The organism is Shewanella sp. VK101 (genome assembly GCF_056497865.1).
This window is the reverse complement of sequence record NZ_CM151402.1, coordinates 2485502-2511381: the sequence shown is the minus strand read 5'-3', so window position 1 is coordinate 2511381 and position 25880 is coordinate 2485502. Positions and strand designations below refer to the sequence as shown.

22 protein-coding genes and 2 tRNA genes are annotated in these 25880 nt (G+C 53.5%); 13 read left to right on the top strand and 11 right to left on the bottom strand.

Features of this window, described 5'->3' with window-relative positions:
- Positions 1 to 4: 4 nt before the first annotated feature.
- The 4 genes from ACSHSR_RS11395 to rmuC form a co-directional block, all read right to left on the bottom strand.
- Positions 5 to 907: an AAA family ATPase gene (locus ACSHSR_RS11395; RefSeq protein WP_096141712.1), complete on the bottom strand. Its 903-nt coding sequence runs from the start codon at positions 905 to 907 to the stop codon at positions 5 to 7.
- A 14-nt stretch (positions 908 to 921) separates the two neighbouring features.
- A complete protein-coding gene (locus ACSHSR_RS11390; RefSeq protein WP_479630761.1) occupies positions 922 to 1638 on the bottom strand; it encodes an EAL domain-containing protein in 717 nt (238 codons plus the stop codon).
- Positions 1639 to 1808: 170 nt separating this feature from the next.
- Entirely contained in the window at positions 1809 to 3683 is a 1875-nt protein-coding gene (locus ACSHSR_RS11385; protein WP_479631517.1) for a transglycosylase SLT domain-containing protein, read from the bottom strand.
- 123 nt (positions 3684 to 3806) lie between these two features.
- Positions 3807 to 5303: a DNA recombination protein RmuC gene (rmuC, locus tag ACSHSR_RS11380; RefSeq protein WP_479630760.1), complete on the bottom strand. Its 1497-nt coding sequence runs from the start codon at positions 5301 to 5303 to the stop codon at positions 3807 to 3809.
- Positions 5304 to 5582: 279 nt separating this feature from the next.
- On the opposite strand from rmuC, the gene msrP reads away from it, so the two are divergent.
- On the top strand, positions 5583 to 6578 hold the full coding sequence (gene msrP, locus ACSHSR_RS11375) for a protein-methionine-sulfoxide reductase catalytic subunit MsrP (RefSeq protein WP_144128453.1): 996 nt from the start codon (positions 5583 to 5585) through the stop codon (positions 6576 to 6578).
- Positions 6575 to 7189 carry a protein-methionine-sulfoxide reductase heme-binding subunit MsrQ gene (gene msrQ / locus ACSHSR_RS11370; RefSeq protein ID WP_479630759.1) on the top strand — a complete coding sequence of 205 codons (615 nt, stop codon included), beginning with the start codon at positions 6575 to 6577 and terminating at the stop codon, positions 7187 to 7189. Before msrP ends, msrQ begins: the two co-directional genes overlap by 4 nt.
- A 31-nt stretch (positions 7190 to 7220) precedes the next feature.
- Here the strand turns inward: msrQ and ACSHSR_RS11365 are convergent, their stop codons facing one another.
- The 3 genes from ACSHSR_RS11365 to ACSHSR_RS11355 all read right to left on the bottom strand — a co-directional run bounded on the left by ACSHSR_RS11365 (position 7221) and on the right by ACSHSR_RS11355 (position 10222).
- The gene (locus ACSHSR_RS11365; RefSeq protein WP_479630758.1) at positions 7221 to 8546 is read right to left on the bottom strand and encodes a diguanylate cyclase domain-containing protein; all 1326 of its coding nucleotides are present in this window, start codon (positions 8544 to 8546) and stop codon (positions 7221 to 7223) included.
- On the bottom strand, positions 8543 to 9541 hold the full coding sequence (locus ACSHSR_RS11360; RefSeq protein WP_071237597.1) for an ABC transporter substrate-binding protein: 999 nt from the start codon (positions 9539 to 9541) through the stop codon (positions 8543 to 8545). Before ACSHSR_RS11360 ends, ACSHSR_RS11365 begins: the two co-directional genes overlap by 4 nt.
- Positions 9542 to 9904: 363 nt before the next feature.
- A complete protein-coding gene (locus ACSHSR_RS11355; RefSeq protein WP_025009657.1) occupies positions 9905 to 10222 on the bottom strand; it encodes a hypothetical protein in 318 nt (105 codons plus the stop codon).
- 210 nt (positions 10223 to 10432) lie between these two features.
- Between ACSHSR_RS11355 and ACSHSR_RS11350 the strand changes: the two genes are divergently transcribed.
- Genes ACSHSR_RS11350 through ACSHSR_RS11340 form a run of 3 tightly spaced genes read left to right on the top strand, consistent with a single transcriptional unit; the run spans position 10433 to position 13342 of the window.
- Complete coding sequence (locus ACSHSR_RS11350) at positions 10433 to 10927, top strand: putative 4-hydroxy-4-methyl-2-oxoglutarate aldolase (RefSeq protein ID WP_107004755.1); 495 nt, start codon at positions 10433 to 10435, stop codon at positions 10925 to 10927.
- Positions 10928 to 10967: 40 nt separating this feature from the next.
- Positions 10968 to 12803, top strand: coding sequence for an AsmA family protein (locus ACSHSR_RS11345; RefSeq protein WP_479630757.1), 1836 nt, complete (start codon positions 10968 to 10970; stop codon positions 12801 to 12803).
- Entirely contained in the window at positions 12800 to 13342 is a 543-nt protein-coding gene (locus ACSHSR_RS11340; protein ID WP_115390428.1) for a BsuPI-related putative proteinase inhibitor, read from the top strand. The genes ACSHSR_RS11345 and ACSHSR_RS11340 overlap by 4 nt, the downstream gene beginning before the upstream one ends.
- Positions 13343 to 13440: 98 nt before the next feature.
- On the opposite strand, the gene ACSHSR_RS11335 is transcribed toward ACSHSR_RS11340, so the two are convergent.
- The 3 genes from ACSHSR_RS11335 to gloB form a co-directional block, all read right to left on the bottom strand.
- Entirely contained in the window at positions 13441 to 14991 is a 1551-nt protein-coding gene (locus ACSHSR_RS11335) for a methyl-accepting chemotaxis protein (protein ID WP_167716242.1), read from the bottom strand.
- Positions 14992 to 15158: 167 nt separating this feature from the next.
- Positions 15159 to 16691: a LysM peptidoglycan-binding domain-containing protein gene (locus tag ACSHSR_RS11330; protein ID WP_223828977.1), complete on the bottom strand. Its 1533-nt coding sequence runs from the start codon at positions 16689 to 16691 to the stop codon at positions 15159 to 15161.
- 274 nt (positions 16692 to 16965) lie between these two features.
- Positions 16966 to 17778, bottom strand: coding sequence for a hydroxyacylglutathione hydrolase (gene gloB / locus ACSHSR_RS11325; RefSeq protein WP_044734420.1), 813 nt, complete (start codon positions 17776 to 17778; stop codon positions 16966 to 16968).
- A 116-nt stretch (positions 17779 to 17894) separates the two neighbouring features.
- On the opposite strand from gloB, the gene ACSHSR_RS11320 reads away from it, so the two are divergent.
- Both ACSHSR_RS11320 and ACSHSR_RS11315 read left to right on the top strand, forming a co-directional pair.
- Complete coding sequence (locus ACSHSR_RS11320) at positions 17895 to 18638, top strand: class I SAM-dependent methyltransferase (RefSeq protein ID WP_479630756.1); 744 nt, start codon at positions 17895 to 17897, stop codon at positions 18636 to 18638.
- Positions 18639 to 18643: 5 nt separating this feature from the next.
- A complete protein-coding gene (locus ACSHSR_RS11315; RefSeq protein ID WP_025888084.1) occupies positions 18644 to 19561 on the top strand; it encodes a LysR substrate-binding domain-containing protein in 918 nt (305 codons plus the stop codon).
- Positions 19562 to 19603: 42 nt separating this feature from the next.
- On the opposite strand, the gene rnhA is transcribed toward ACSHSR_RS11315, so the two are convergent.
- On the bottom strand, positions 19604 to 20080 hold the full coding sequence (gene rnhA, locus ACSHSR_RS11310) for a ribonuclease HI (protein ID WP_025009664.1): 477 nt from the start codon (positions 20078 to 20080) through the stop codon (positions 19604 to 19606).
- Between the two features lie 72 nt (positions 20081 to 20152).
- On the opposite strand from rnhA, the gene dnaQ reads away from it, so the two are divergent.
- The 6 genes from dnaQ (at position 20153) to bluB (ending at position 25685) form a co-directional block, all read left to right on the top strand.
- Positions 20153 to 20899, top strand: a complete 747-nt coding sequence (gene dnaQ / locus ACSHSR_RS11305) for a DNA polymerase III subunit epsilon (RefSeq protein ID WP_109248002.1) — start codon at positions 20153 to 20155, stop codon at positions 20897 to 20899.
- Positions 20900 to 20907: 8 nt separating this feature from the next.
- Positions 20908 to 22218, top strand: coding sequence for a TIGR03503 family protein (locus ACSHSR_RS11300; protein WP_052658025.1), 1311 nt, complete (start codon positions 20908 to 20910; stop codon positions 22216 to 22218).
- Positions 22219 to 22328: 110 nt separating this feature from the next.
- Positions 22329 to 22405: transfer RNA gene (locus ACSHSR_RS11295), tRNA-Asp, on the top strand.
- A gap of 50 nt (positions 22406 to 22455) precedes the next feature.
- Positions 22456 to 22532: transfer RNA gene (locus ACSHSR_RS11290), tRNA-Asp, on the top strand.
- A gap of 204 nt (positions 22533 to 22736) precedes the next feature.
- Positions 22737 to 24740 (top strand): cation:proton antiporter, encoded by a 2004-nt coding sequence (locus ACSHSR_RS11285; RefSeq protein WP_107004765.1) that lies wholly within the window; start codon positions 22737 to 22739, stop codon positions 24738 to 24740.
- Between the two features lie 201 nt (positions 24741 to 24941).
- A complete protein-coding gene (bluB, locus tag ACSHSR_RS11280; protein ID WP_208160930.1) occupies positions 24942 to 25685 on the top strand; it encodes a 5,6-dimethylbenzimidazole synthase in 744 nt (247 codons plus the stop codon).
- Positions 25686 to 25880 lie beyond the last annotated feature (195 nt).

Sequence of the window (25880 nt, the reverse complement as noted above, 5' to 3'; positions counted from 1 at the left end):
GTTGTTACCGAATGGGATTAATGGTGCCGAGTAACTTGGCCGATAACTGCTCGCCCTGAAGTTGGCTCGAATGCCGCAGGCGGTGCTCGGCAACGGCGCCAAACACTGCTTGCACATCTTCGGGCACCAGATATTGACGCCCCTGGATATAGGCCCAGGCCTTGGCCGCCGCCAGCAGCGCCTTGGTGGCTCTGGGGGAAAGGCCATAGCCTTCGTTTTGGCTGCGGGAAGCTTCCACCAGCGCCAGAATATAGTTAAGCAGGGCATCGGAAGCGGCCACCTGCTCGCACTCCTGCTGCAGTTGATCCAGCTCGAGCGCACTCAGACACTGGGGCAGGGGCTGAGTGCGTTCTTGCCCTTTGAGCATGGCCAGCTCGGCGTCCTGGCTGGGATAACCAATGGAGAGGCGCATCATAAAGCGGTCCAGCTGGGATTCCGGCAGTGGAAAGGTGCCTGATTGGTCGGTGGGGTTTTGGGTGGCGACCACAAAAAAAGGATGCGGCAGCCTGTGGGTCACACCGTCGACAGTGATCTGCCGCTCTGCCATCGCCTCGAGTAAGGCACTCTGGGTCTTGGGGCTGGCGCGGTTGATTTCGTCGGCCAGCACCATCTGTTTGAAGATGGGGCCTGGGTGGAATACAAACTCAGATTGCTGCTTATCGAAGATGGAAACCCCGAGAATATCCGCCGGCAGCATGTCGCTGGTAAACTGAACCCGCTGATAACTCAAGCCTAAGGTTTGCGCCAGTGCGTGGGATAAACTGGTTTTGCCCATGCCCGGCAGATCTTCAATCAGCAGGTGGCCGCGGGCCAGTAAACAGGCCAGTGCCAGCCGTATTACCCTGGGCTTGCCTATCAAAACTTGCTCGAGTTGCTGCAGTACCTGGGTTATCTGGCTCTTGGACACATTGGCTTCCTTGTTTAGATGGTCACTGAAATCAGTTCCGGCTCTGTCTGGATGAACTGAGGTCTGAAATAGAAACCTTGCACTAAATCCACATCCAAAGCCAGTGCCTGAGACAGGTGCTGCTCGGTTTCAATTCCTTCGAGTATAGTTATTTTTTGGCAGGACTTGGCAAAATTAAGCAGATTTTCCAAAAGCTTAGCCATGAGCGGTGCCTTGATGGCACTCAGCCAGTGACGGTCGAGCTTGATGCAGTCGATGGCAGTCAGTAGTTGCAGCGACACCATGGCATGGGGAGCACCGACATCATCGAGTGCCACGGTAATCCCGCGGCGGTGCAGTTCCTTGAGTAGTGCCTGGGCTTTATCGGCGTCATTGACACAGGTGTTTTCTATCAGCTCTACCGTCAAGCCTCCGGTTTGCTGCTGATATTTGTCCAGCGCCTGCATCATGCATTGACAGTTGGCGCTGTCCAGCGCGTGGGGATCCAGATTCAGGTGCAGCCTTGGCGTTTTAGGCGCCTGATTGAGTTGCAACAGCTTGGCTTGCAGTTCTACCGCCGCCAGGGCGCGGCTGTCTCTGTGCAGCCAGTCGAATACCAGATTGGGCGCCAGCGCCTTTCCCTCTTGATTGTAAAAGCGGGCCAGGGCCTCATAGCCCTGAATGGTCAGGGTCCAGGGGCAAACAAGTGGCTGATATTCGCAGGCAATGTGCCGCGGAGGAGAAAGATCCATGCAGTCATCAACGGAGTTAGCTAAATGAATGCTAATTATTCCCATTATAGCCGTGGGATAACAAGCCCATTTACCCCACTAAAGTACCGAGCGCTGAAAAATACAGCGAGGGACAAGCGCTTTAATATCAAAGCGTTGGGAAATTGACTCAGTGCCAATTCACCGCCGCTTCAATAGCGGCGGCCAAGCTCTGTTTCACTGAATTGTGGCAGCGCCTGTTGTTGACGCAGCTCATAAATCTGCCGGTAGGTGAATACGGCCTGCACATAGGAGCGGGTTTCACTGAAGGGGATGGTTTCGATAAAGCTCATCACATCCAGTTTGCCATCGCTCTGCTTCAACCAACGCTTTACCCTGTGAGGGCCGGCATTGTAAGCGGCGACGGCCAGCACCCGGTTGTTGTCAAACTGTTCCAGCAGCTTGGTGTAGTAGGCGCTACCGAGCGGTACATTGATGGCCGGGTCGTACAAACTACGACTGCCGTTGAACGTCAGTTTGAACTCTTTTGCGGTTTGCTTGGCGGTGGCCGGCATCAGTTGCATCAGGCCTCTGGCGCCCACTGACGAAGTCGCATAAGGGTAGAAGGCGCTTTCGCGGCGGGAGATTGCGCGAATTTCATTGACATTGACCTTGAAGTCTTTGCCTGCCCGGGTAAAGAAAGGGTCTGCTGCATAGGGAAAGCGCATCTGCATATCATTCCAGAGCTTGGCCTGAATACTGGCTTCAACCGCCAGCGCGTCCCAACCTTGCTGCTGAGCGTAGACTCCGTACTGGGCGCGCATCTGCTTGTTGTGGCGGGCGAGCATTTGGCTCCATTCGATGCGGGCATCGACCAGTTTATCCAGCGCCAGCAGTTCAGATACCCGCGCCAGCGCCTTGTCATCGGCGAGTCTTGCCTGCATTTGCGCCTGGGATTGAGTCGGCACATGCGCCAGGTTAGGGGCGACACCGAGTTCGGCGGCGGCCCAGAAACCATAGAAATTACGCTCTTTGCTGAGCGCTTCGAGCATGGTATCGTCCCGGCCATTGACCCTCAGGTGCCAGTAGCGCCAGCGGGCATCGTTGCGGCCTTCGTCGCTGAGCAGCGGCAGAAAACGGCGGATATCGGCGTCATTTTGCTCGGCAATAGCCCAGCGCAGACGGCGCTCGGTCAGATCGTCGGCCTTGAGCAGCGGCAGCATGGTGTCGATATGATCTCTAAGCCCCTCGTCCTCGACGATAAGCGCTCGTCTGACCAGATAACGGTTGAGTTGTCGCCCTTGGAAATCGCTGAATCTGCCGGCTTTTTCATACTTGACGTACAGGCGAACTGCCTGACGCAGATCTTTGCGGGCCAGGCGCTTAAGCCCGGCGGACACTATATCGCTGTAGATGGGGGCATCGCCATCAAACTGATTCATGTGCCTGAGGCGATTGGGATCTTTGTATACCGCCTGCAGCAGCTTGGCCTGGCTCTGATGCTGAGTCACTTTACGCCCCAGATACTGCAACAGACCGCTTTGGCCTGCATCAAAGGCCAGCATCATCCGCGACCAAATCAATTCCTGAGTGCGGTGCCCGGCCTTGCTCCAGGCATTGAACAGGGGATCGCACTCCTTGGGACGGGAGCGACCATAGAGCCAGAGTTGGCGAGTGCCATCCCAGGCGACCTGAGCCTCACCCTGGCCAAGCTTGGCCCGGTAAAAATAGCATTGCAGCTCTGTGGCTCGTGGAAGTTCCGGGGAAATGGCCAGAAAGTCTTGCCAGCGTTTGTCGGCACCGGCTTGCACCAGGTACCTGTGGCGGGCACTGGCGTGCAAGGGTGAATGCTCAAACTTGTCCAATGCCTTTAGCGCCTTTGAGCCAGAAAGCGCCATTATGTCATCCAGCTCGGCGTGAAAATCCAGATAGATACTGAGTGGGTAATCCTTGAGTTGGGCCCTGAGCTTGCGATACTCCTCAAGTTGGCCCTTATCCAGCGCTTCTCTGGCCTTTAGGTAGCTTTGGCGTTGTTGCTCCAAAGCGGCAGGTGCCTTGGCCGCATGGCCTATCCCGGGAAACAGCATCCAGGGAGTGGATACTGCCAATGCACTCAAGGCAACACTGCCGGCGAGGGCGATTCGGGTCAAGGCTCTGCGCATCTAAAACTCCTTGTTGATGGCCTGGTTCACTTGAGAGCGGGGTTGAGCTCAGGAAGCCAGTTCGCTGCCCGGCTCTGTATCCTCTATGGCATCAACCTCCTGGTCTGTCGGCAAGGAAGTCTCTGTCATCGCCTTTTCAAGCAACTGTTTATCCAGTTGTTTACTGGTTTCAACGCCCAGCTGTTGCATCTGGTGAGCCTGGCGGACAAGGTTACCTCTGCCGGTAGCCAGCTTATTCATGGCGCCGTTGAAACACTTCTCTGCATTGTCCAGCGCGCGCCCGAGTTTGTCCATATCTTCCAGATAGCCACAGAGTTTATCGTAAATTTTTCCGGCTTGCCTGGCGATCCTCTGTGCATGTTGGTTCTGATACTCGTAGCGCCAGATGTTATTGATGGTGCGCAGTGCCACCAAAAGATTGGTTGGGCTGACGAGCATGATGTTGTTTTCGAGCGCAAAATTAACCAACTGCGGCTCTTGTTCCAGCGCCAGCAGGAAGGCGGGTTCCACCGGAATAAACATCAGCACATAATCCAGGCTCTTGATGCCGTGCAGTTGCTGATAGTCCTTCTGACTCAGGCCTTTGATATGACCGCGGATAGAGTTGATATGTTCACGCAGCGCCAGGGCGCGCTCTTCATCGGTTTCGGCATTGTAGTAGCGCTCATAGGCTAGCAGTGACATCTTGGCATCTATCACTACATCCTTGTTGGCTGGCAGGTGGACGATGACATCGGGTTTAAAGCGCTTGCCGGCATCATTTTTCAGATCCTGCTGCACGTCATACTCGTGCCCTTGTCTTAGGCCACTTTCCTGCAGCACCCGCTCCAGGATCACTTCCCCCCAATTGCCTTGCTGCTTGTTGTCACCCTTGAGCGCTTTGGTGAGGTTGACCGCATCCTGGCTCATGCGCAGGTTGAGCTGCTTGAGATCTTCCAGCTGGTGTTTCAGTGAGGAACGTTCACTCTGTTCCTGTGAGTAGGATTCATGAATTTGTCTTCTGAATCCTTCGAGTTGTTGCTTCAGTGGTCCAAGAACACCATCCAGCTGCGATAGATTCTGGGATTTTAGCCTTTCGCTTCTGTCTTCAAAAATTTTGTTGGCCAGGTTTTCAAATTGCTCTTTCAGGCGGGCTTCACTGCGCTCAAGCAGTTCAATCTTATCGTTGAGCGCCTGCTGCTCGGCGTCGAAGCGGGCGCTGATTGTCTGCTGCATGGCATTGGATTTTGACAGGTTTAACTGAGTTTCCAACTGCTTGCGCTGAGCATCCTTGAGTTGCTGTTCAAGGTCGGGCACCCGCTCGGCAATGGCCTCTGCCTTGCCGAGCTGGGACACCAGCCATTCGGCTTTTTCCTGGCTGTTGCTGAGTTGTTCGTTAAGTTCGCTGCATCTTTGTTCATGTTGCAGCACCAACTGGTCTTTAATCTGTTGCCAGCGGCCGCGGGTCATGCGCTGATTAAAGAGGGCGCCAAGCAAGATACCCAGCAGTAATACGGCTGCGGCGGCAATGAGTTGAGGCGCGGAAATTGTGGTGGCCAAGTCCATATCATGTCCCTTGAGTGCAAAAAGAGGAGCGGAAAACCCGGATAGAGTCGCAGAATGAGTCAGGGCCTTCAAGGCCCAGGGCATGCAGACTCAGGATAAATGACCAAGAGTTGCCCATTTTGTACCCCTTGTCAGCCAAGGTTCAGCCAATGAAGCAGCAGGAATTAGTCCAGCAGGAAATTTTTCTTTGCCTGCCTGGGTCTTATAAACTGAATTGACTGCAGCTATTGAGAGGTCTCTGTGAGCAATAAAAAATTTAAACCGGGTATCGGCAGGCAAATGCCCTGGGAGTTGCCGGCAACTGAAGTCACGCCGGAAGCCGTGTTTCGCGATCGGCGCAATATAGTTAAGGTGTTGGGGCTCGGCGCCATAGGTGCCAGTATTCCCGGCCATGTTCAGGCAGGCCTGTTTGACCTTTTTGGTGAAAAGCGCGAGAGCGAGGCATTTGTGACCTCAAATCTCAACTATCGCAGCAACCCTAACTTTCAATTACCGGGAAGCCTGACACCCCTTGACAAGGTGATCCGCCATAACAACTTCTACGAGTTTGGCACAGGTAAACAAGATCCCTTCGAAAACAGTCAGGACCTCAAGGTCAATCCCTGGATGCTGAAAGTGGAAGGCGAGGTCGAGCGCCCTTTGACGCTGGACTATGACGCTCTGCTCAAGTTGCTTCCCCTTGAGGAGCGCCACTATCGTTTGCGCTGTGTCGAGGCCTGGTCCATGGTGATCCCCTGGGTCGGCTTTCCGCTGGCGGCTTTGCTGGCCAAGGCCGGAGTCAAATCCTCTGCGACTCATGTGGCCTTTGAAACCCTGTTTGATCCCGAGCAGATGCCTGGGCAACGCAATCGCCTGATGGGCGGCGGCATTCATTATCCCTATGTGGAGGGATTAAGACTCGATGAGGCGATGAACGAGTTAAGCTTCCTGTCGGTGGGCCTCTATGGCAAGACACTGCCGCCGCAAAATGGGGCTCCCGTGCGTTTGGTGGTGCCCTGGAAATACGGTTTCAAGAGCATTAAATCTATCGTGAAAATTAGGCTTTTGGACAAACAGCCACCGACCAGTTGGAATCAGCTGGCACCCCATGAATATGGTTTTTATGCCAACGTGAACCCCAAGGTGGATCACCCGCGCTGGTCACAGGCGACAGAGCGGCGGATTGCCGAAGGTGGGATCTTCTCTGCCAAACGGATCCCGACCCAGATGTTCAACGGTTATGGCGAGCAGGTAGCCCATCTTTACCGGGATCTGGATTTAAGGAAATATTATTGATGCGTCTAGACCCCAAGCTACTGCCTTGGTTAAAGGCGTTGCTGCATTTGGCGGCCGGCTTGCCACTGCTTTATTTGGCTCTGCAAGTGATGACAGACAGTGCCGGTGGCGATCCTGTGCAATATATTATCCATTTTACCGGCAAAGGGGCGCTCAATGTCTTGGTGGCCACCTTGTTGGTATCGCCTGTTGCCAGAAAATTCAAATTGGGGTTGTTGATGCAGACCCGGCGTTTGCTCGGACTCTGGGTATTTGCCTGGGCCTGTTTACATATTCTCAGCTATTTCAGCCTGGATCTGCTGTTTGCTTGGGAGCTGCTACTCAGTGAAATTATCAAGCGTCCCTATATTCTGGTGGGGGCCAGCGCCTGGTTGTTGCTTGCTGCGCTGGCGCTGACCTCGTTCAAGGCATTGCAGCGCCGGATGGGGCGACGTTGGCAGCAACTGCATTACAGTATCTATGCCATAGCCCTGTTGGTACCTGTGCATTATTACTGGTCGGTGAAGTCTGAAATCATTGAGCCCAGTCTTTACCTTGCTGCCATGTTGCTGTTGTTGGCGATAAGACTGCCGAGGTTCAGCTGGTTTAGGCGCCTTTGGCCGGCAGTTTGAAGTTCAGGCGTGTGTGGCCGGGTAAGCATAGTCAGGCATCGGCACTGGGTGAGGCAAAGCTGTAGCGCTTCTTTAGTGACAGTTCTATGGAAGCCTGAGGTTGTGCCTGCTTGGCCTGATACATGGCACTGTCGGCAGCGCCGATGAGTTCGGCCAAGGTGTCGCCATGCTCAGGATAGAGACTGATGCCGGTACTCAGGCCGACTTGCAGTTGTTGCCCTTGCCAGGGGATATCGGCACCCAAGGCATGAATCTTTTCCAACACGGCACAGACTTCTTCGCGGCTATTTATCGGCTCCAGCCAGATGATAAATTCATCGCCGCCGATACGGGCCACCAAATCCGAGCGTCTTAAGGTCTCTCGCAGCCTTTTGGCGATTTCCACCAGCACTGCATCACCGGCGCTGTGGCCAAAGTTGTCGTTAATGGGTTTGAATTTATCCAGATCGATAAACAGCAGCGCCGCTTTAAGCTGTTGACGTTGGCAACGTACTATGGCGTTTTCCAGCTCGGTGGTGGCGGCACCGCGATTGAGTGCGCCGGTGAGATCGTCATGGTTCGCCAAATATCTTAACCTATCCTGTTGCTGCTGCAACTGCCGGGTTTGCGCCTCCACTTCCAGCTGTAACTGCTCCTTTCGGGCTGTAGTTTCCATCAATGCCTGTTTCATATTGTTGAATTCATTGGCCAGCTCCGAGAGTTCATCCTGTTGTTCCAACCTGATACGGCTGTGAAGATCGCCTTTGGCCAGATCGCGAATGCCGCGTTTCAAACTGCCCAAGTGGCGCCGAAAACGCCTCAGAGTATGCAGGGTAAAGCCTGTCACCAACAGGGCAATGGCCAGCAGCAGGGCGCCGTTGAGATAGAGATGACTGAGCTGCAGCATACGGGCTCTGTCCATGGTGTAATGTTGAAAGCGAAACAGATCTTCGCTCATGGATTGAATGCTCATATTGTATCTGGACAGCAACATGCTGCTGACCAACTGATCATCTGCTATCAGCGACAGCTTGGGCAGGGAATGCTCCAGCAGGGTACTGATGTTGCTGCTCTGGCGTTTTAAATTGGCCAATAGCTGCTGTTGCTGCTCATCATCGACCTGAGTGTTACTCAAGAGGGCGTTGAGGCGCAGCAGATCCCGCTGGGTATTTTCAACTGCCCGGGTATCCCGGTATTGCTGCAGCAGCCACAAGTTGGAGCGCAGTAGATCCAGATGCAGTTGCAGCTCCACCAGTTTGTGCATCTGCTGGAATGTCTGCTGGGAAAAATGGCGCTGTTGCAGCAGTGACAGCGCCAGTACCAGCGTCAGGGTGATGCAGAGAATGACCAGAATATTGAGGCGGCTGGATAGCTTCATTGCTGCTCCACCAAAGACATGTGTTGTATCTGATCCAATGCAGTGGGATCTATGACGCTTCTGAAATCCGGTAGCTGCTTGGCTTCAATGGTGCCGCTGGCCATGGCCCAGCGGGCCTGCGACTGCAGATTACTGAGCAGGCTGTTACCCAGCGACAGACGGAACAGGTAGTCGGGCCAGAGGGCGGCAACCTCCTCTGTTGGCAGGTGCAGATACTCGGCAACCAGTTGACGGGCTTCCTGCGGGTGCAGAACAATAAATTCACTGGCGAGTTTCAACGCCTTGAGGATCCGCACATGATGCTCGTAGTACGCTTGGTTGTCGGCCTTACGACTGATGAGATTGAAAGAAAGGCTATATAACCCCCGGCTGGGGAACTCGCTTATCTTGCCCGGTTGATGCTTGAGCAGCTGAAATCCGTAGGGCTCCCAAACTGAAATCGCATCCACATCGCCGGCCAACAGCGCCGGTGCCAAGCGAGACGGACGGATATCCACCCTAACTGGCGCCAAGGCTGGGTGTCCGGCAATATTCAGTATGGTATCGAGAAAGTACTCGCTGGCACTGCCGGCAACGACTCCAACGCGTTTGCCATCCAGTTGCGCCGGGGTAGTGATACCGCTCTGGCTCAGGGTTAACAGCTTAATGTCGTTATCCGATTCGGCAAAGCTGGCCAGCACGGTAAAGTCGGTTCGCTCAAAGCTGTTGAACATCACCACTGACTCTGAGCTGGTGGCCAGATCCGCCCTGTGATAGAGCAGGGCCTCGAAACAAAGATCGCCACCTTGAAGTGGTTGCAGCACCACATAGACGCCTTCGCGGGCAAAGAGTTCGAGCTTATCGGCAATGATGACAGGGGCTGAAAGCAGCGAGGTGGACACGGCGATGCGAACCGGGGTCTGATTGAGTAAAACAGGGGAGGTTGGTTGCCTGGGCCCGCTGAGCCAGATAAACAAGAGTAGCAGCAGAGCCAAAGGCACTAGCATCTTTCCCATAGTGGTTGCTGCCCTCCATTCGTCACTGCTTTGAGCCCTTATCTTTTCAAACTGGGCCGTTTGTACTTTCCCTAAGTGTAGTGCAAACAAGAGGGTGCGCTATAAAGCCTCATAATTTTCATGGGATTATTTGGAATAATCCGGACGAATAATAGGTTGGGGATTTGAGCGGATACTTATTGCTTTTTGTTAAGCATCAGAAACTTTCAATAACGGAATGAAATTTAAAAGATGGAATAAATAGTTGTTGGACAGAAAGGGTTTATATCATTGTTATAAAAAGAGAGGCGCAGATATTGTCTGCGCCTTTCTGGTATATCGAACTATATTGCAATCGATACTGAACTCACTTCCCTATAGGACTTACTTACCGCCTTGATTGGCCATATAGACCAATACTTCATCGTAGGACATATTGAGTTCGCGGGATAAATTGATGACCTTGGTCTTGAAGGTTTGTACTTGCTCTTGTTTATGCAAGTCGTTCTGCGTTTCTTCGACCAATTCATTGACCGCTTCCTGCAGAAGCTTCAGACGCCTGAGGCTATAGTCCAAAGACTTCAAGTAACGGGTCATCTGTTGTTTGTTTCTGGCTTGCTCAAGATCCGTTGAGTGTTTTTTTTCATATCCATATGCATCGAGCGCCGCAATAGCACTCTGCAAATCGAGATCTTTTGTCATGTATGTTCACTTAAAACGAAGTTTTGCCCGAAAGAGTGGACAGGATAAAGGGATCGTAAAGCTGTCACTTGTAGTAGTTTATAGTATATTTCCGAACTTACTCAAGCATTTCACTGCACAGCGTAGGAGATGCCTGTTTTGCTATCATGAAACTTGTGGTGGCAGGATAAGGGCGTTAACCTAGAAAGCAGTATTTGCACGGAGGCCTATATGCTGGATTTGTTACCGGATCTCTTTGATCATTATGAAAATGATCTCATGTTGCTGCCATCTGTTTTTCACCAGTTTGGTGGCAAGTCTATTTTTTGGGGCGAAGCCGTAACCGTCAGGTGTTTCGAGGATAATTCCATGGTGAAGCAGCTGTTGGCTACTGATGGCACGGGTAAAGTGCTGTTGGTGGACGGTGGCGCCTCTACATCCAAGGCCCTGATGGGAGACCTTATTGCCCAAAGCGCAGTTGACCATGGTTGGCAGGGAGTCGTGATTTATGGCGCCGTGCGCGATGTTGCCACCTTGGCGACCATGCAGCTTGGGGTAAAGGCCCTGGCGGCGGTACCTATCAAAACCGAGCGTAAGGGGGCTGGAGAAATCAACTGTGCGCTCTCCATTGGCGATGTGCAGATAACTCCCGGCATGATGCTCTATGCCGATGATAATGGCATCGCCGTCAGCCAAAATCCCTTGAATATGGCCTTTATCAGTTGAACAAGCGCCTTTGTCCTTATTGTTGAACAAGGAAACTATTATGAAAGTGGTTAAGTGGATACTGGGTATTTTCGCGGTATTGTTTCTCGGTCTGGTTCTGTATTTGACCTTGTTGTTTGATCCCAACGACTTTAAACCCCAAATAGTCGATGCGGTAAAAAAACAGACAGGGCGTGAATTGGTCATCAGTCAGGATCTCAACTGGACTTTTTTCCCGACTCTGGGAATTGAATTGGGCGGTATCAGCCTGAGTAACCCGGATGGTTTCGACGAGAAACAGATGTTGGCAGTTAATCAGGTTGTCGCTGAAGTTGCTCTGATGCCGCTGTTTCGTAAAGAAGTGGAAATTGCCCAGTTAAACCTCGATGGCTTGAAACTGGATCTCATAACCCAGAAAGACGGCCGCACCAGTCTGGATGGGCTCAGCGGCGATGCCGGTACGGCCAAAGAGCAACCCAAGAATACCGAAGGCAACGCTCAGGGGCTGGCCAGTCTCAATATCGGTGGCATCAATATCACCAATACCCAAATTCATCTGCTCGACAAGCGCAGTGGCAGTGACCAAACCTTTGTACTTGAGTCCCTGACCCTGGGCGAGTTTTCGCTGGGTAAATTTGCCTCTCTGGCTTATAAGTTCAGCGGCAGCATGCCGGACATGAAAATTGCCAGCGAGGGTAAAGGGCAATTGAAGATTTCAGCGGACATGAAGCAGTTGGAGATCACCGGCTTTGCCATTGAAAATCGCGTTGAAGGCAAGAGTATGCCCGGCGGCAAGTTGAGCGCCGATCTGAATGCCGATGTGAAATTGGATCTCAACCGTCAAAACGCCGAGCTGGTATTGAGCAGTCTCAAGGTGGCCGATATTGAAGGCAAAGGGGATCTCAAAGTGGCTTTCGGCGGCAAGGTACCGGATGTAAAAGCCAAGTTGGCACTGGGGGAAATTGACCTCGACAAGTTACTGCCCGCCGGTGAGGAAGATAAAGCCGCAGCCAAAACCACTGAGTCGGCAACGGTCGCCAAGGCCGGCAGTGAACCGGACTTGAGTGCGATGAAGCAGGTCAACTTCGCCATGGATCTTACTGTTAAGGCCATTAAGGTTGCCGGCTTGACCACTGAAAACTGGAAAATGGATCTGGCTCTGAACAATGGCGTGCTGGATATGAAGCAGCTCAGCGCTGACTTGTATCAGGGTAAACTGATGACCAAGGCACAGCTTGACGGTCGCAACAAGGTCGCCAGCTACAATTTTGATACTCAGCTCAGTGGCGTCAAAATTCAACCTTTGCTCAAGGATGCGGCCGATTTGGAAATTCTTGCTGGTGCCACCGCTTTTAATGTCAAAGGTAAAGGCAAGAGCCTAATTCCGGATAACATCAAGCAAAACCTGGACGCCAACGGCAAGTTTGAAATCAGTGACGGTGCCCTTTACGGCGTGAATATCCCTCATATGATCCGCAGTGCCCAGGCCAAGCTAAAAGGTGATTTGTCGGCTCAGGAAGAGGGCGAACGCAAGACAGACTTCTCCAGCCTGACCGGCAGTTTCAGTCTGAAAAATGGTGTGGCCAATAACCCGGATCTGGCGATGGCCTCACCACTCATTCGCTTGGCGGGTGCCGGTAGTGCCAACCTTATCAGTGAGCAACTGGACTATAAGCTGAAAACCTCAGTGGTCGGCAGCCTCAAGGGCCAAGGCGGTGAAGGCAAGAATGATCTGGCCGGTGTTGAAATTCCGCTGATGATTTCCGGTTCATTCCAGGAACCCAAGTTTGCACTCGATACCCAGGCGCTGTTTGATTCCAAACTCAAGGAAGAAACCGAGAAGGTGAAAGACAAGCTTAAAGACAGCATCTTCAAGAAACTCGGAGGAGGTAAATGATGCGTGCCGTTTTGCCTTTGCTGGCGGTCTTGGCACTCGCAGGTTGCAGTGGCTCCAATGCTGCAACTACTGAGCCTGTGCCTCAAAAGACCCCGACTGGGATGGAGGAACTCAGAATGCCGACACTGCACTTTGGTACCATCAAAAAAGCGCCGACAGCTGCCTTGCTTGAGGGTAAACTGACGTTTGCAGAAGTAGTCAATAAGCAGCCGCTGCAGGCGATGCTGGAGATCCGTAACCCGAGCGAGTATGTGGTTGGGATCCGCTTTAACTCAGGGATGACGGCGGATCTCTGGTTGGTGGATGATAAGGAACAGCGAGTCTGGGCTTGGTCGGATGAAATGATGTTCACTCAGGCTATCAGAGATACCAGTATCAAGCCGGGACAGACGCTGAAAGTGATGTTCAAGGTACCGGCCAAGACACTTGAGCGAATTGGCCCTGAGGGATACAGCTTCCAGGCCCGCTTTGAAGGCAAACCTCTGGAGTCCAAGTTGGCGGCTATGGCCATGCTGGAAGTGCCGGTGGCGAGGCGTTAAGGCGCTTATCTAGGTTGGAATAAAAAAGTCAGGTTAATCCTGACTTTTTTATTGGGATACTCAGTCTTTGACCAAGCTGTAACGGGCGGTAAAGCGCGTTAAAACTGGGCTATCAGTTCCTTTTGCCGCTCACTTTGGCGGGTCAACTCTTCGCCGTGATGGCTTGCGGCTTCACTGTTGCTGGTCAGGCTGCCAACCCCTTGTTGCAACTGCTCTGAGTGGCGGTGCAACTGCTCAACCACACAGGCTTGCTGCTCCGTGGCAACGGCGATTTGCTGGCTGTGTGCGGCAATTCGGCCCAGGGCACTGGTGGCTTCATCCAACCGCTGCGCCAACTTTTGCTCCAGTTGCAGACTTTCTTTGGTCAGTTGCTGGCTGCGCTCCATCTCGGTCACTGTCTGCCGACTTTGCAGACTGAGCTCGGCAATAATTTGATGTATTTCACCGGCGGATTCACCGGAGCGCATTGCCAGGTTACGTACCTCATCGGCCACCACGGCAAATCCGCGGCCGGCTTCACCGGCCCGGGCCGCTTCGATTGCCGCATTGAGTGCCAGCAGGTTGGTCTGATCCGATAGTTGCTCTATCACTTCCAGCACGGTGTTAATGCTGCTGCAGCGTTTATCCAGCGCCAGCAGTTGAGCCTCCACCTTGGTAAGCAGAGCGGTGATTTCACTGTTGGCTGCGCGGCTGGCGGCCAGGGCTTCGAGCGTTTGCCGGTTACTTTGCTCAAGCTCAGTGACCTCGTTGGCGGTGTCGGCGGAAGTTTCGGCAATCTCTGTCACAGCACCTTTGAGTTCGTTGATGGCATCACCTTGCTGTTTGAGCGCGCCGGTTTGCTGTGCCAGTTCGCGGTAGTTGGCATCGACGGCGGCCTGATGGGCACTCAAACTGTTATCGAGGATCTCACCGCTGTCTTTTATCCGCCCTGTGATGGCGAATATCTCGGCCTGCTGCATTCTCAGGCTCAATTCCAGCTCGGCGAGTTCATCTGTGCTGTTACAGTAAATAGCCTGCATCAGTGGATTATTCTGTACTCCGCGGCTGAGTTGACTGACATTTTTTAACCTTTGTTTGAGTCTGAAAAGGCTCCAGCCCATCAAAGTTGCCGCGGTGCAGACAGGCACAAATTGCCAGAGGCCGCTTAGCCAGGGCAGGGGCACCAAGGATAGCAGTGATGCACCCCAGCATAGTGCCAGTTTGGTTGTCAGGTCGAGTTTAACGCGTGGCAGTACTGATTTTCCCTGACTGATGGCCAGGTAGCAGGCCTCGGCTCTGGCAATCAGTTCTGGTGTTGCCTTGGTTCGCACTGATTGATATTCAACTATTTTGCCTTTTCGGCGGATCGGGGTGACGTAGGCGTTGACCCAATAGTGACCACCATCCTTGCGGCGGTTTTTCACCAAACCCATCCAGCTGTTGCCACTCTTGATCTGTTGCCAGAGATCGGCAAAGGCTGCCTTGGGCATATGAGGATGGCGCACTATGTTATGCCCATGGCCCAACAACTCTTCATGGGAAAAGCCACAAAGTTCGACAAATTCCTGATTGATGTGGGTGATACGCCCTTTGAGATCTGTGGTTGATAGAATACGGGCACCTTCAGGCACCGGCGTCTCGATGCCGGTAATGGACAAATCTCTGCTCATTTTTGTTTTTATTTAGGGTGGATTAATTCAGCGGATGATTATCGACAAAGATGAGCGTCAAATTTGTGACAGCGAACAAATGGTTAACAATTGTACCGAAGCGGCTTGTGAAAGTTAGAGCAGGATCAAAAGCGGCATCAAAGATGCCGCTTGGGTAGGAGTTTTTATCAGGTCTTGACTCGGGTCACATCCACGAACAGGGTCAACATCTGTCCGGGTTGCAGGTATTTACTGGCCTTGAGCTGGTTCCATTCCAGCAGATCATCCACAGTGACATTGAACTTGCTGGCTATTCGTGCCAGCGAATCCCCGGAGCGAACCTTGTATTTCACGGTGCGCATTACGGCGTTGGCATTCTGGGATTTGCCAGAGGCTTTAGTCCAGATGGTCAGCTGTTTCCCGGGACGCAACGGCGTCTTGGCCGAGATACCGTTCCATTTCACCAGCTCGTTGACACTGACACCATTATCCTTGGCTATCTGCCACAGGGAGTCACCGGACTTGACCTGGTAGCTGCGTTTGCTCTTGCCGGACTTATTCTGACCCAGACGCTGCTCTTTGGAGAGCGGGTAGGCCGATGCATCCTTGAGGGCGACCGGGATCAACAGGTGCTTGCCGGCGACAATATTGTTGCCACTGATGCCGTTGACAGAACGGATCACATCGATACTGGTATGATGTTTCTTGGCTATCACTCCAAGGGAGTCACCCTTGCGGATCTTGTATCTGAGCCAGTTGAGGCGCTCGCTGGGCTCAGTGCTGGCCAGGGCGATTTCAAACTCTTTGGCCTTGTCCAACGGCAGTACCAATTTGTGTGGCCCTTCCGGCGCTGTGGCCCAGCGATTAAAACCCGGGTTGAACTGTTGCAGTTCATTGACTTCCATACCGGCAAGGCGGGCTGCCAAGGCCAAGTCTATCTGACTACCGACATCGACCACTTCCAGTTTCTGCTCGTTGGCAATCGGTGTCAGGTTAATGCCGTATTTGTCGGCGTTTTTGATCACATCGGCCAGTGCCAGCAGTTGCGGCACATAACGCTCGGTTTCCTTGGGCAGTGACAGGGACCAGAAGTCGGTAGCTTGCCCTTTTTGACGGTTCCGCTTGACCGCGTTCAACACCCGACCTTCGCCTGTGTTATATGCGGCAATGGCATAGAGCCAGTTTTCGCCCGTCTTGTCGTAGAGGTATTCCATCATATTCAGCGCTGCAGCCGTGGCAGCAGGTACGTCGCGGCGTCCGTCATACCACCAGTTGATATCCAGGCCAAAATGCAGCGCCATCGGCGCCGTAAACTGCCACAGCCCGGAGGCTGCACCATGGGAGTAGGCAAAGGGGTCGAAGGCACTTTCCACTATCGGCAGCAGCGCCAGTTCCATCGGCAATTTACGCTCTTCTATCTGCTCGACAATCAAATACATGAAAGGGGCAGCCCGCTCGGAGATCTGCTCCAGGTGTCTTGGATTATTGATGTACCACTGGCGGTACTGGCGCACCAGCTTCTCATCGGGAACCGGCATATTGAGTTGGCTGCGGATCCGTTGCCATACATCTGTGACAGCGACTTCGGGCTCACTGATGACTTGTGGAGCCTGAGTGATGACCGGAGCCGGAGTGGCCTTGACGGGCGCTTCGGCAGTGGACTCCGGCGCCTGAGACAGCAGCTGACAGCCGCCAAGCAGGGAAAGGCTCCCCGCCAACATAAAAAATCTGATTTGCTTCAAAAACAGCAATCCTCGAATGATGGCCTGAACAGACAGGCAAACGCACATCAAACGGAAACCCGGGATAGGCCTGGTCCCTTGGCCCGGGATAGCACCTTGGGTGGTACTTTTACCCTGGTTTGGTTTCCGTGGTGAAAAAGAAGTGCCGTTACTGGAAGCCAAGTATTGTTATTTAAAACAAGTAGATAAATCTATCTTGGCCTATGGTTGTCATAATAACGACACAAAAAAGCGGCTTATTGTAACCCGGTTTTCAGAAATTGTCTTTCCATTGCCTGAGAACTGCAAAGCGGCTCACGGGATCATGGCAGGGGTGACCGCTGTGGGCCTCCAGTACGCTCTGCAGTGTGTTCTTTTGGCAGCGCATAAAGGGGTTGATGGCCTTTTCACGACCAATAGTGGAGGGGAGTGTGGGGTGTTGCTGTTCGCGCAGCGCTTCGGCGGCAAGTTGGTAGTCAGCCAGTGCCTGATTATCCGGCTCAACGGCTTTGGCAAAACGCAGATTGGCCAAGGTGTACTCATGGGTGCAATACACCTTGGTGTTGTCATCGAGGGCCGCAAACTGACTCAAGGAGTGGTACATCTGTTCGGCGCTGCCTTCAAACAGGCGGCCGCAGCCGGCGCAGAACAGGGTATCGCCGCAAAAGAGGGCATCGCCAATCAAGTAGGCGATATGATCCAGCGTGTGCCCGGGGACCTTGAACAGTCGACACTCTAAAGCAAATCGGCCTTGCCCAGGCTCAAGCCGATATTCGCCTTCCTCGGTTAGTGCCCGGGTAATACCTTTGATGGCCGGATTGGCAGGCCCGTAAACCGGGAGCGAGCCGAAAGCTTCCTTCAAGGCCAGGATACCGCCGGTATGGTCGCTGTGATGGTGAGTTATCAGTACCCCGGCCAGTGTCAGGTTATTTTGCGCCAAAAAAGCCAACACGGGCGCGGCATCACCCGGGTCCACCACCCAACAGCAATCACCTTGGGGTGCCACTATGGCCCAGATATAGTTGTCATCGAAGGCGGCAATGGGCGTTATCTTTGGCCGGGCGAGGGGGACATTGACATTGGACATAAGCTCAAGGCTCCTTTGAGTCGACGGGATCAGTTTCAATTTTACTGAGCCTCATACTTGCTTGTATAGGGGGTTCGTTATTAAGCTGAACCTAGAACGGCTTAACCGGAGTATCTATGCCTCTCTCGTCTGAGTCCAGACCCAGCTCCTGGGACAGTTTGCCAGCCGGTGAGACTATCAAACGTGAACTGGAAAGCAAACTGGCCTATTGGTGGCCCAGAGTGTTTGGTTATCATCTGTTGCGCCTGGGGGCCTTAAGCCGCGAACTCGAGATCAAAAACTGTCCGGTCGGGCATCAGTTTTCCCTCTATCCCGGCAACGGCGCTTCGATAGTTGCCGATTTTGCCTCGCTGCCGTTGGCGCCGGCCAGCATAGATGCGGTGGTGATGAACTTGGTACTGGAGTTTGAGACAAACCCTTACCGGATTTTACGTGAAGCCGACAGGGTGCTGGTCAGCGGAGGTTATCTTTTCATCGTCGGGATTAACCCGTTCAGCTGCGTCTTTTTCGGCAAGCTGCTGCCCAGATTTCAGCAGGCTTTACCCTGGAGCGGCCATTTCTTTATGCCGGCCAGGGTCAAGGACTGGCTGGGGCTTCTGGGGTATCAGTTGGTGCACGATGAGCGGCTCTTGTACCATTCGCTGCTCAGCGAAGCCGCACCCTTGAGGATATGGCATCATTGGCAGCAAAAGTGGCTGCCGGGTACCGGCTCTCTGTATCTATTGGTGGCCCGCAAGCTGGATTCGCCGTTAACCCCCTTGGGGGATAAACGTCGTCAGCGGATCCCCGGCTGGCAACCCACGCCGACACCGGGATTCTCCGGCAGGCAACTGGAGCGCCACACTAAAGAAGAGCAATAATTGCAATGCGTATTACCCTGAAACAGTTAATGATTTTTGAAGCCGTGGCCCGCACAGGCCAGGTGGCCAAGGCCGCCGAGCGGGTTAACCTCTCCGCGCCGGCCACCTCCATGGCACTGTCGGAGCTTGAAAAGCAGCTCGATACCCGTTTGTTTGAGCGTATAGGCAACCGCTTGCAGCTCAACTCTCAAGGCAGTCTGCTGTTGCCACTGGCCAGCGATGTGCTGCAGCGCATCGAGCGCATAGAGCAGGCTTTTACTCCGAACAACCATGAACTGGCCGGTATGTTAAATGTCAGCGCCAGTTCAACCATAGGCAATTTTCTGCTGGCCAAGGCGGCGGTGGCATTCAGCCAGCAGCACCTTCAGACTCAGGTCGACTTGGCGATAGACAATACCCGTAAGGTTATCCGTGATGTGGCCGAGTTTCGCGCCGAGCTGGGCTTCATTGAAGGTTATTGCCTCGACAGTCGTATCGCCGTATTGCCTTGGCATCAGGACTGTCTCAAGGTGTTCTGCCATCCGGCGCACCCGCTGGCGGGAAGCAAGGTCTCGCCAAGCGAGCTCAAAGGGCTCTTCTGGGTATTGAGAGAAGAGGGCTCTGGCACCCGGGAGTACTTTGTCGATGCCGCCAACCGCTTGGACCTGCAGCCAGAAGCCCGTTTCTGTTTTCCAACTCCGGATGCCATCAAACAGGCGGTGAAGCAGGGCGCCGGGCTTGGGGTTTTGTCTGAGCTGACACTGGATAAAGAGCTGGCTCGCAGAGAGCTGGCGTTGGTGGAGGTGGAGGGGCTGGCGCTCGAGCGGCCGTTTTACCTTATTCGCCACAAGAGCCACAGCCTGACGCCATTGGCGCAGGCCTTTATCGACTTTTGCGGCAAGTTTTTGAAACTCAAGACAGTCGCGGACAAAGGTAGTCATTAGAGACCAAGCTTCTAACGACCAAGCCTCTAAAGATTATAGCCATTAAAGACTGGCCTGATAACCCTGATCGACAGTGGCAGGGTTGGCCTCGGCGGCTTCGCGGGCCAGGGTGTCGCAACGTTCGTTCTCCGGGTGTCCGGCGTGGCCCTTGACCCAGCGCCAGTCTATCTGATGTTGTTGCGTGGCCTTATCGAGTCGCTGCCAGAGATCGACATTTTTCACCGGCGTCTTGTTGGAAGTGACCCAGCCTTTTTTCTTCCAGCCGTGGATCCATTGGGTGATCCCCTGGCGCATATATTGGCTGTCGCTGGTCAGCACGATTTTGCAAGGCTCTTTCAGGCTCTCAAGCGCTATGATAGGTGCCAGCAACTCCATGCGGTTGTTGGTTGTCAGGGCAAAGCCACCGGAGAGTTCTTTGGTATGCTGTTTATAGCGCATGACAACACCATAGCCGCCGGGCCCGGGGTTGCCCAGGCAAGAGCCGTCGGTGTATATCTGGATCTGTTTCAGTTCGCTCATCAAGTTGTTACCATATCCGGCAAATGCGGGCGAGTATACCCGTAAATTCACTCAGGAAGCTGCAAAAAATAGATGAATATCATATCGAATGCCAGTCGGCAGATCATTCTGGATACCGAAACCACAGGTATGAACCAGGGCGCAGGCCCCGTCTATCTAGGCCACAGAATCATTGAAATCGGCTGTGTGGAAGTCATTAACCGCCGCTTGACCGGCCGCACTTTCCACCAGTATATCAATCCGGGCCAACCCATTGATGAAGAAGCGATTGCGGTTCACGGTATCACAGATGAGAGAGTGGCCAACGAGCCCAGGTTTCATGAAATAGCCCCCGACTTTATCGCCTTTATTCAAGGGGCGGAGATTGTGGCTCACAACGCCTCGTTTGACGTGAGCTTTATGGATCATGAGTTTTCCATGACCCATCCCAGAGGGCCGGTGACGGCGGATATTTGTCAGATCCTCGACTCCCTGGCCATCGCCAAGTTTTTGCACCCAGGGCAAAAGAACAATCTGGATGCCCTGTGTAAGCGTTATCACATAGACAACTCCCGCCGCGAGTATCACGGCGCTTTGCTCGATGCCGAGATCCTCGCCGATGTTTATCTGGCGATGACAGGCGGCCAGACCAAGTTCAACCTCTCCAGTGAACAAGCAGGTCAGGAAGCCGGCGGCATCATGCGTCTCGATGCCAATCGCGCAAAACTTAAAGTGATCGCCGCATCGGCCGATGAACTGAATATGCATGAGCAAAGGCTCGATTTAGTTGCAAAATCAGGCAAGTGCCTCTGGCGCGACGAGCCACAACCTATGGATTGAAGCAAATAATGGGATTGAGACCAGCGCTGGGCCTCATGGTGTGTCTGCTGCTTGGCCTTGGGGCCCCGGCTGTGGCGGAGATAGTACCCAAGGAACAGGCCTCTGAGCTTAAGAATCGTTTTCGGGTCGACCATATGGTCGACAGAATCGTGCTTCTGGTGCAGCGGGAATACGGCTCCGCCCCTGTGGTGGTGGTTTTGCCTGATGGCAGTAAATGGTATGCCTCGCGCCACCCGGAGAATGTCAAATGGACCGATGGCGTCACAGGCGACATGATTTCGGTGGAAAACCCGGTGCCAGGCCCTTGGCAGCTCATTGGTAAAGTGGTGCCCGGCTCGCAAATCACCCGGGTATCCGAGCTGGGGATTGAGGTGGATGAACTGCCTCAGCCACTGTATCAGGGAGAGCGCCTTAAGCTGACCGCCCATCTCACCGGTGATTCGCTGAGAATGCGACTTCCCGGGCTTGAATACCTGTTGCAATGGACGGCGCGTTTTGTTTCCTCCCACAAACCGGGCGATGAAAACTTTGCCGCCGGTACCCTTATTGTCGGCAGTTATCAGGACAACGGAGAGGCGCTGGATGAACGGCCAGATGACGGCACCTTTACTTCCAATATCAACCTCAACCAGCCCTGGGGAGATTACACCCTGCAGGTCAGTGTGCAAAACGATGTGTTTGAACGTGAGTTCAAACAGGCATTTCGCCTCGAACCTTCGCCTGTGGATATTAAGGTGGTTGAGCCGGACGATCCCCTGACTCAGCCATGGGGCCTGATGCTGAGTGCCAATCCAGACATTCTGCGCCTTGAGGAAACCTATTTCGATATTGAGCTTTTGGGGCCGGCCGGATTGCAACTGCCGGTTACTGTGCGTCAGCCCACAGAAGGCACCACGCAACTCGTGCTGCCCCAGGTGAGTGACTTTGGCAGTTACCGTATCAAGGGCACTGTCTTCAGCACAGACAAGCAGGGAAGGGAGCTGGTGTTGACCCTGCCGGAGCGCTTTTTCAATTTTGTCGAGCCACCCAAGCCGCCACCGAGCGCCGAAGAGATGGCCGCCAGGGCTGCAGCAATAGCAGCCAAAGAAGAAGCGGCGGCCAAACAAAATGCCCTTTACCTGATCATAGGCGGTAACGTCTTGCTGTTACTGTTTGGGGTCGGTGCGATTCTGTTTTGGCGCAAGCGTCAAAGTCTGAAGCAGGCCTTGGCTGCGGCTGAAGAGCAGTTGCTGGCAAAACAGCAGGCAGCGCCCAAGGAAGATGATGTGCAGGAAATTGACCTGACCCTACCCGATGAGGATGAGCGCAAATCCAACTGAACATCTTGATTATCCATGCTTTGCTGATTTTTTAGCTAATCGGGATCCTCGGGGTAAAAAAGTTGTTGACGCTGACAAGGGGCCTACGTATTATTCCCGGCAACTTGAGTGGAGCGGTAGTTCAGTTGGTTAGAATACCGGCCTGTCACGCCGGGGGTCGCGGGTTCGAGTCCCGTCCGCTCCGCCAGTCAAGTTAACGAATTCAAGCCTTATTGCCCAGGCGATAAGCAAGAGTTTGGAGCGGTAGTTCAGTTGGTTAGAATACCGGCCTGTCACGCCGGGGGTCGCGGGTTCGAGTCCCGTCCGCTCCGCCAAACAAGCAGAAAGCCCAGTCAGCAATGACCGGGCTTTTTGTTTTATCTGGTTTCAAGCCGATTCTGGCACATTGCCACAAAAATTTCTGATCCCATCCTCTTTAACTCATATATGCTCATACAGAAACAGCGATTGACTCTGGCGTTGCTCATGCTGTAAAGCTGTTTCGGGTCGCCCGAAAGAAACAAAAAAGGATTCTACTTATGGTTGAAAAAATCACCGCCATGCTGGCGTTGATAGGAGTCTTATCTCTGGCGTGTCAGTGGATTGGCTGGCGGATGCGTCTGCCGGCGATATTGCCGCTGCTGCTTTGTGGTTTGTTGCTGGGTCCCGGGCTGGGTTTACTGGATCCCGATGCGATTTTCGGCGACTTGCTGTTTCCCATCATCTCCCTCGGGGTTGCTGTCATTCTGTTTGAAGGGGCGTTGACGCTCAACTTCAAGGAGATCAAGGATCATGGCCGGATGGTGACGCATTTGGTGTCTGTGGGCGCGCTGATCACCTGGGGCTGCATCGCCTCGGCGGCGCATTTCCTGCTGAGTTTTGATTGGCCGCTGGCACTGTTGTTTGGGGCCTTGGTAGTGGTTACCGGGCCGACTGTGATAGTGCCCATGCTCAGAACCGTTAAGCCCAAGTCTCAGTTGGCGAGCATTCTGCGCTGGGAGGGGATAGTGATAGATCCCATAGGCGCCATGCTGGCGGTGTTGGTGTTTGAGTACATTACTGTCAGCGCCGGGCAGACAGCGCATGTACTGCTGGCACTCGGCTCTATGCTGGGTATTGGCCTTGGGCTTGGTGCCTTGGCCGGTTATCTTGTCGGGCGGGTGCTGAGAAGCAATCTTTTGCCCCATTATCTAACCAACACGGCTGTACTGACCATAATGCTCGGGGTCTTTGTCGGTTCAAACCTATTGCAGGAAGAGTCCGGCCTGTTGACAGTGACAGTAATGGGGATTTGGCTCGCCAATATGCGCGGCGTGGATATTGCCGATATCCTCGAGTTCAAAGAGACACTCACGGTACTGCTTATCTCGGCGCTGTTTATTTTGCTGGCGGCCAGGTTGGATTCGTCGGCCATGCTGGACCTTGGTCTGGGCGGCCTAGGGGTACTGGCAGTGGTGCTTTTGGTGGCCAGGCCGCTGAGCATTTGGCTCTCGGGTATAGGTACTTCGCTCAGCAGCGCTGAAAAGTGGTTTTTGAGCTGGGTGGCGCCGCGGGGGATAGTGGCGGCGGCCGTGTCATCACTGTTTGCCATCAAACTGGAAAAGATGGAAGTGCCCGGCGCCGAGACCATAGTGCCACTGGTGTTTTTAATCATCATAGGCACAGTTGTGATCCAGTCGCTCACCGCCAGACGCTGGGCCAGTATTCTTGGGGTGCAGGCAGGCTCTGCCCGCGGCCTGCTGATCTTTGGCGCTTCCAAGTTTTCCCGGGAGCTGGCCAAGGTGCTCAAGAGCAAGGATATCAAGGTGATCCTTGCGGACAGTAACTGGGATAACATTCGTTTGGCGCGGATGGATAATATTCCGGTTTACTTTGGCAACCCGGCCTCCGAGCATGCCGACACCTATCTGGATTTGACCGGCATCGGCAAGGTGTTGATCCTGTCTCCCTATCGTCAGCTCAACCCTGTGGTCTATTTCCATTTCCAGGATATTCTCGGACAGAAGAAGGTTTATGGTCTCAGTAACACGGAAAGCAACGGTACCAGTGCCCGCCATCAATTGTCTGAGTCCTATTTGAAGCGTATGTGCCTATTCGGTGAAACTGTCTCCTACGCCAAACTGGCCAGTTTGATGTCCAAGGGCGGGGTGCTGAAGAGCACTAACCTGACAGAAAGCTTTGGCTACAAAGACTTTTGCCGCCGCTATGGTGAAACTGTGGTGCCGCTGATGTACCTGAAAAATGGTAAGGTCACTATGTTGACCGGCAACACTACAGATTTGCCAAGCGGAATCGAGCTTATCAGCCTGATCCCCAAAGAGGCGCTGGCGGAGGCATCGGCGCTCAAGGAAGCGGAGGAAACCCTCAAGCAGGCAAGGGCTGAAGCCGAGCAAAAGGCCAAGGAGCAGGAAGCGAAAGAGCAGCAAACCGCGCTAACTGAGGCTGATGTTCAAGACAAAGTGAGCTGTGATAAAGAGGGCGAAGCCGGTGGAAAAGAGAGCGGGAAAGGTAATGGGGAAGACAAGGGGAAAGTTACCGCCTGATCAAATTTGAGCCACGGCGCCGAAAGCAAACGGAAAATACCGGGTCATTAAAACGGCCCGGTATTTTTATATCACAAGGTTTGGCTATAGAAGATTAATGCAGCATCAAATCTTGAGATGCCGGATTGGCGCTTCCTGTAACATGCCTGCTATAGTCCGGGCACCGCAGGCGTTAAAGATCAGCCATCAAAGAGGTGAACCATGTCCGATTTTGCTGTTTCCTCCGAAGCAGAAGCGTTTTCTTTGCAGGAGAGAGAAGCCTTGTACAAGGCGATATTTGCCCGCCGCGATGTACGCAGCCAATTTTTGTCAAAGCCGGTTCCCGAGGAGAGCTTACAGAGGATCCTGGATGCGGCGCACCATGCGCCCAGCGTTGGCTTTATGCAGCCTTGGGACTTTATTCTGGTGCGCAGTGAAGCCAAGCGCCGCGCCATTAAACAGGGGTTTGATGCCGCCAATGCCCGTTCGACGGCACAGTTCAGTGGCGAAAGACGGCTTCATTATCAGCGGTTAAAGCTTGAAGGTATTCTTGAGGCGCCTTTGGGGATCTGTGTGACCTGCGATCCCAGCCGCACCGGGCCTGTGGTACTTGGCCGCACCATCAAGCCGGAAATGGACAACTACAGTGCAGTTTGCGCGGTGCAAAATCTGTGGCTCGCCGCCAGAGCCGAAGGCCTGGGTGTGGGCTGGGTCAGTATTCTTGATGATGAAGTGTTGCGTGAGACCTTGGGGATACCTGAGGAGATAAGAATTATCGCTTATTTGTGTCTGGGGCGGGTGAGCGCTTTCAACGATACCCCTGAGCTTGAGCGCAAAGGCTGGTTGCCCCGGCGACCACTTGAGTTGGCGGTTCATGAAGATGGCTGGCAGGCTGCGCAGCAGCAACAAACCGATGAACTGCTGGCCGAATTTTTGCACCAAAGAGAGCGCCAAAGCGGAAAATGACATCTCATTCTATAGAAACAGTTGAGCTACGCGCAGATATGAGCCCAGGGCAAGGATGAAATGGCAGAGCGGTAAGGTCGGTAAAAAATAGGTGGATATAGCTACAAGAAAGTAAGCACAGAGAAGATAGAGACATAAAAGATAGACACATAAAAGTGATCAAGTCTGCCCCGCCATAAAAGAAAAGGAGACTCA

What these genes read in the sequence shown, in the direction of transcription:
- ACSHSR_RS11390 (WP_479630761.1), bottom strand. Translation starts at nt 1,638, where the DNA reads ATGGATCTTTCTCCTCCGCGGCACATTGCCTGCGAATATCAGCCACTT.
- ACSHSR_RS11385 (WP_479631517.1), bottom strand. Translation starts at nt 3,683, where the DNA reads ATGCTGTTTCCCGGGATAGGCCATGCGGCCAAGGCACCTGCCGCTTTG.
- rmuC (WP_479630760.1), bottom strand. Translation starts at nt 5,303, where the DNA reads ATGGACTTGGCCACCACAATTTCCGCGCCTCAACTCATTGCCGCCGCA.
- msrP (WP_144128453.1), top strand. Translation starts at nt 5,583, where the DNA reads ATGCCCTGGGAGTTGCCGGCAACTGAAGTCACGCCGGAAGCCGTGTTT.
- ACSHSR_RS11365 (WP_479630758.1), bottom strand. Translation starts at nt 8,546, where the DNA reads ATGAAGCTATCCAGCCGCCTCAATATTCTGGTCATTCTCTGCATCACC.
- ACSHSR_RS11360 (WP_071237597.1), bottom strand. Translation starts at nt 9,541, where the DNA reads ATGGGAAAGATGCTAGTGCCTTTGGCTCTGCTGCTACTCTTGTTTATC.
- ACSHSR_RS11355 (WP_025009657.1), bottom strand. Translation starts at nt 10,222, where the DNA reads ATGACAAAAGATCTCGATTTGCAGAGTGCTATTGCGGCGCTCGATGCA.
- ACSHSR_RS11350 (WP_107004755.1), top strand. Translation starts at nt 10,433, where the DNA reads ATGCTGGATTTGTTACCGGATCTCTTTGATCATTATGAAAATGATCTC.
- ACSHSR_RS11345 (WP_479630757.1), top strand. Translation starts at nt 10,968, where the DNA reads ATGAAAGTGGTTAAGTGGATACTGGGTATTTTCGCGGTATTGTTTCTC.
- ACSHSR_RS11340 (WP_115390428.1), top strand. Translation starts at nt 12,800, where the DNA reads ATGATGCGTGCCGTTTTGCCTTTGCTGGCGGTCTTGGCACTCGCAGGT.
- ACSHSR_RS11335 (WP_167716242.1), bottom strand. Translation starts at nt 14,991, where the DNA reads ATGAGCAGAGATTTGTCCATTACCGGCATCGAGACGCCGGTGCCTGAA.
- ACSHSR_RS11330 (WP_223828977.1), bottom strand. Translation starts at nt 16,691, where the DNA reads ATGTTGGCGGGGAGCCTTTCCCTGCTTGGCGGCTGTCAGCTGCTGTCT.
- gloB (WP_044734420.1), bottom strand. Translation starts at nt 17,778, where the DNA reads ATGTCCAATGTCAATGTCCCCCTCGCCCGGCCAAAGATAACGCCCATT.
- ACSHSR_RS11320 (WP_479630756.1), top strand. Translation starts at nt 17,895, where the DNA reads ATGCCTCTCTCGTCTGAGTCCAGACCCAGCTCCTGGGACAGTTTGCCA.
- ACSHSR_RS11315 (WP_025888084.1), top strand. Translation starts at nt 18,644, where the DNA reads ATGCGTATTACCCTGAAACAGTTAATGATTTTTGAAGCCGTGGCCCGC.
- rnhA (WP_025009664.1), bottom strand. Translation starts at nt 20,080, where the DNA reads ATGAGCGAACTGAAACAGATCCAGATATACACCGACGGCTCTTGCCTG.
- dnaQ (WP_109248002.1), top strand. Translation starts at nt 20,153, where the DNA reads ATGAATATCATATCGAATGCCAGTCGGCAGATCATTCTGGATACCGAA.
- ACSHSR_RS11300 (WP_052658025.1), top strand. Translation starts at nt 20,908, where the DNA reads ATGGGATTGAGACCAGCGCTGGGCCTCATGGTGTGTCTGCTGCTTGGC.
- ACSHSR_RS11285 (WP_107004765.1), top strand. Translation starts at nt 22,737, where the DNA reads ATGGTTGAAAAAATCACCGCCATGCTGGCGTTGATAGGAGTCTTATCT.
- bluB (WP_208160930.1), top strand. Translation starts at nt 24,942, where the DNA reads ATGTCCGATTTTGCTGTTTCCTCCGAAGCAGAAGCGTTTTCTTTGCAG.